The 3,935-nt window shown below is 70.1% G+C and carries 3 protein-coding genes; all 3 read left to right on the forward strand.

The window, feature by feature from the left end:
* Window positions 1-432 precede the first annotated feature (432 nt).
* Window positions 433-2,319 carry a dihydroxy-acid dehydratase gene (gene ilvD, locus HMPREF0975_RS13935; protein WP_009234859.1) on the forward strand — a complete coding sequence of 629 codons (1,887 nt, stop codon included), beginning with the start codon at window positions 433-435 and terminating at the stop codon, window positions 2,317-2,319.
* A gap of 81 nt (window positions 2,320-2,400) precedes the next feature.
* On the forward strand, window positions 2,401-3,252 hold the full coding sequence (locus tag HMPREF0975_RS13940; RefSeq protein ID WP_049939986.1) for an ATP-binding cassette domain-containing protein: 852 nt from the start codon (window positions 2,401-2,403) through the stop codon (window positions 3,250-3,252).
* Window positions 3,249-3,935: ATP-binding cassette domain-containing protein (locus HMPREF0975_RS13945; protein WP_009234861.1), on the forward strand; the 687-nt coding region annotated here is incomplete at its 3' end. The genes HMPREF0975_RS13940 and HMPREF0975_RS13945, both read left to right, overlap by 4 nt.

The following is a 3,935-nucleotide window of genomic DNA, read 5'->3' on the forward strand; positions in this document are numbered from 1 at the left end:
ACCGCGGCGCAGGCCGCCCTGTCCGCTGCCCGCGAGGAGACCTCCGCCCGTGCAGCCCACGACCGGAGCCGGCGCCGACGCCAGGAGGCGGACGAGGCCTGGGCCCGCCATCGGCAGAGGGCCAAGCGCCGCCACCGCGGCCGATGACCTGTGCCAGGAGCGCCTGCCCCGGCACGCGCAGTCACGCAAGTCGAGTGTTCCGGAAATACTGGCCGCAATTGCCTCGAGATCGGCGTTGACGTCGAGGCGGGAGAGCCCCCGGAACCGCGCCGGGTCGGCCGTATCACGTCTCAGGGAGAGAATGCGGTGCGGCGCCGGGGGCCGGCTGGGGCTACGCTATGGCAACACGGCGTCGTGAAGCGCTGGCCATATCCCCTGCGGCCGGTTCCTTGCGACGCCGTTCCAGTCCGACTGCCTGAAAAGGAACCGCTCATGCCGCAGTACCGCAGCGCTACCTCCACCCATGGTCGCAACATGGCCGGTGCCCGCGCGCTGTGGCGGGCCACGGGCGTCAAGGACTCGGATTTCGGTAAGCCTATTATCGCCATCGCGAACTCCTTCACCCAGTTCGTCCCCGGGCATGTGGGCCTGCGCGACGTCGGACGCCTCGTGGCCACCGAGATCGAGGCCGCCGGTGGCCTGGCCAAGGAGTTCAACACGATCGCCGTCGACGACGGCATCGCCATGGGCCACGACGGCATGCTCTACTCCCTGCCCAGTCGTGACCTCATCGCCGACTCCGTGGAGTACATGGTCGGCGCCCACTGCGCCGACGCCCTCGTTTGCATCTCCAACTGCGACAAAATCACCCCGGGCATGCTCATGGCCGCCATGCGCCTCAACATCCCGGCCATCTTCATCTCCGGCGGCCCCATGGAGTCGGGCAAGATGACCGCCGCTGACGGCACCACCCGCAAGCTCGACCTCATCGACGCCATGATGGATGCCGCCGACCCCACGGTCGCCGATGAGACCATCAGCGCCATCGAGCGCCTGGCCTGTCCCACCTGCGGCTCCTGCTCGGGCATGTTCACCGCCAACTCCATGAACTGCCTCACCGAGGCCCTCGGGCTGGCCATGCCCATGAACGGCACCCTGCTGGCCACCCACGCCGACCGCGGCGAGCTCTTCAAACGGGTGGGCCACCAGATCGTCGAGATCACCCGGGCCTACTACGAGCACGACGACGTCTCCGTCCTGCCGCGCTCCATCGCCACCAAGGCCGCCTTCGAGAACGCCATGAGCCTGGACATCGCCATGGGCGGGTCCACCAACACCGTCCTGCACCTGCTGGCCGCCGCTCAGGAGGCCGAGGTCGACTTCACCATGGCCGACATCGACCGCCTCTCGCGCAAGGTCCCCCACCTGGCCAAGGTTGCGCCGTCGACGAACCTCTACCACATCGAGGACGTCCACCGCGCCGGCGGAATCCTTGGCATCCTCGGTGAGCTCGACCGCGGCGGCCTGCTGGACACCACCACCTCCAACGTCCTGCGCTCCACCCTGGGCGACGAGCTCGCCGCCTACGACATCGCCCGCCCCGGCACCGACGGCGTCCCCGGCTCCCAGGTGAGCGAGGAGATCCGCACCGGCTACCTCGCCGCACCCGCCGGCGTGCGCACCACCGAGATGTTCTCTCAGGCCTCCCGCTGGGCTTCCCTGGACACCGACCGCGCAGGCGGCTGCATCCGCGACATCGAGCACGCCTACTCCGCCGACGGCGGCCTGGCCGTCCTCTTCGGCAACATTGCCGAGAAGGGCTGCATCGTCAAGACCGCCGGCGTGGACGAGTCGATCCTGACCTTCTCCGGGCCCGCCGTCGTCTTCGAGTCCCAGGAGGACGCTGTCGCCGGGATCCTGGGCAAGCGGGTGAAATCCGGCGACGTCGTCATCATCAGCCATGAGGGGCCGCGCGGCGGGCCCGGCATGCAGGAGATGCTCTATCCGACCACCTACATCAAGTCCATGCACCTGGGCAAGGAGTGCGCCCTGCTCACCGACGGGCGCTTCTCCGGGGGTACCTCCGGCCTGAGCATCGGCCACGTCTCCCCGGAGGCGGCGGCCGGCGGACTCATCGGCCTGGTGCGCAGCGGCGACGTCATCGACATCGACATCCCGGGCCGCTCCATCTCGGTGCGCCTGAGCGATGAGGAGATCGAGCGTCGCCGCGCCGAGGAGGAGGCCCGCGGCGAGGACGCCTGGACCCCGCACGTGGACCGCCCCCGCAAGGTCTCCGCGGCACTGCGCGCCTACGCGATGCTCGCCACCAGCGCCGACCTGGGCGCCGTGCGCGACCTCAAGCGCCTCGGAGTGAAGTAGCCCGGGCGGGCCGGGGACGACGACTCGGGCTGACCAATTGCATATTTGAAAATCGTTGTCACTTGTATCTAAAGTTTGCTTGTGACAATCGTTCTCAGATCGTTGGTGGTGCGCTCCGGCGACACGACGCTGGTCGATGGCGTCGACCTGCGCCTCGCCCTCGGAAGCCGGACCGCCCTGGTCGGTGCCTCAGGGGCCGGCAAGTCCCTGACCTGCGCCGCGCTCGCGGGCACCCTCCCGGCCGGGCTGGAGGTCTCCGGCTCCCTGACCGTTGAACCCGACGGCGTTGGTTCTGATAACGGCTCGCGCGCGGACTCCGATCAAGGAGGTGGGACAGAGGTCACCGACCTTCTGAGGCTTCCCGCCGCGCGGCGTCACCGCAGCTGTCGCATCGCGTTGGTGGCCCAGGACCACTCGACCGCCCTGCACCCGCTCATCCCGGTCGGTCGCCAGATCTCCCGGGCCTCCCAGGCCGCCGGATACACCCAGGGAGAGGCCGACGTGCGCGCCACCGACTATCTCTACGCCGTCGGACTCGACGAGTCCTTCGCCGACCGCGTGCCCGGTCGCCTCTCCGGAGGCCAGCGCCAACGCATCAGCCTCGCCCTCGCCCTGGCCGCCGAGCCCGCCCTCATGATCGCCGACGAGCCCACTACCGCCCTCGACGTCGTCGCCCGAGCCGAGATCCTCAGGCTCCTGACCTCCCTCACCAGCTTGCCCGAGGCTCCGGCCCTGCTTCTCATCACTCATGACCTGCCCGCCGCCGCGATCTGCGAGAACGTCGTGGTCCTCCACGGCGGCGCTGTCATAGAGCACGGCCCCACAGCCCAGGTCCTGGCCCACCCTGAACATCCGGTGACGGTTGCCATGTGCGAGGCCGCCGCCGAGGAGACCATTGAGGGGGCCCTGGCCGCTGTCGGAGCGGCTGCATGAGCGGGCTTGAGGCACGTGGTCTGATGCGCTCCCACCTGGGGCTCGACGGTGAGCATCATGTGGCGGTGCGTGGCGTGGACCTGAGCCTGGCGCCGGGGGAGAACGTGGCGCTGATCGGGCGCTCGGGGTGCGGGAAGACGACCCTGCTGCGGGCCCTGCTGCTGCTCGACTCCCCGGGTCTGCAGGACCGGGGCGAGGTGCTGCTGGACGGTGAGGTCGTGCGCCGGGGCGGTGCCAGGCGTCTGCGGGCCTTCCGTCGGGCGGTGCAGTACGTGCCCCAGGAGGCCGCAGCCACGCTCGATCCCCGCCGTTCGGTGCTGGCGCAGGTGACCACCCCGCTGCGCACCCTGGGTGTGGTGGGCGACCGTGATGAGGCCTCCCATCGGGCCCGCAAGATGCTGGGAAGCCTGGACGTCCCGCGCGATACCTGGGACTCGCGGCCCCACGAGATCTCCGGGGGCCAGGCTCAGCGAGTCTCCATCGCCCGGGCTCTGGCCCTGTCGCCGCGCTACCTGCTGCTCGATGAGCCGGTCTCCGGGCTGGACCCGGCCCTGCGCCGCCAGACCCTCGACCTGCTCGCCTCCATCGAGATCGGCACTGAGACGGCACCGACGCCGGACAGGAGCAACAGAGGCGGTAAGGGTGAACCGGCCGCCCGGCCTGCCCCGGTCCCCGCCGCCGAC

Origin of the sequence: Actinomyces sp. oral taxon 849 str. F0330 (assembly GCF_000239715.1) — a bacterium.
GTDB lineage: Bacteria > Actinomycetota > Actinomycetes > Actinomycetales > Actinomycetaceae > Actinomyces > Actinomyces johnsonii.

What these genes read in the sequence shown, in the direction of transcription:
- ilvD (WP_009234859.1), top strand. Translation starts at nt 433, where the DNA reads ATGCCGCAGTACCGCAGCGCTACCTCCACCCATGGTCGCAACATGGCC.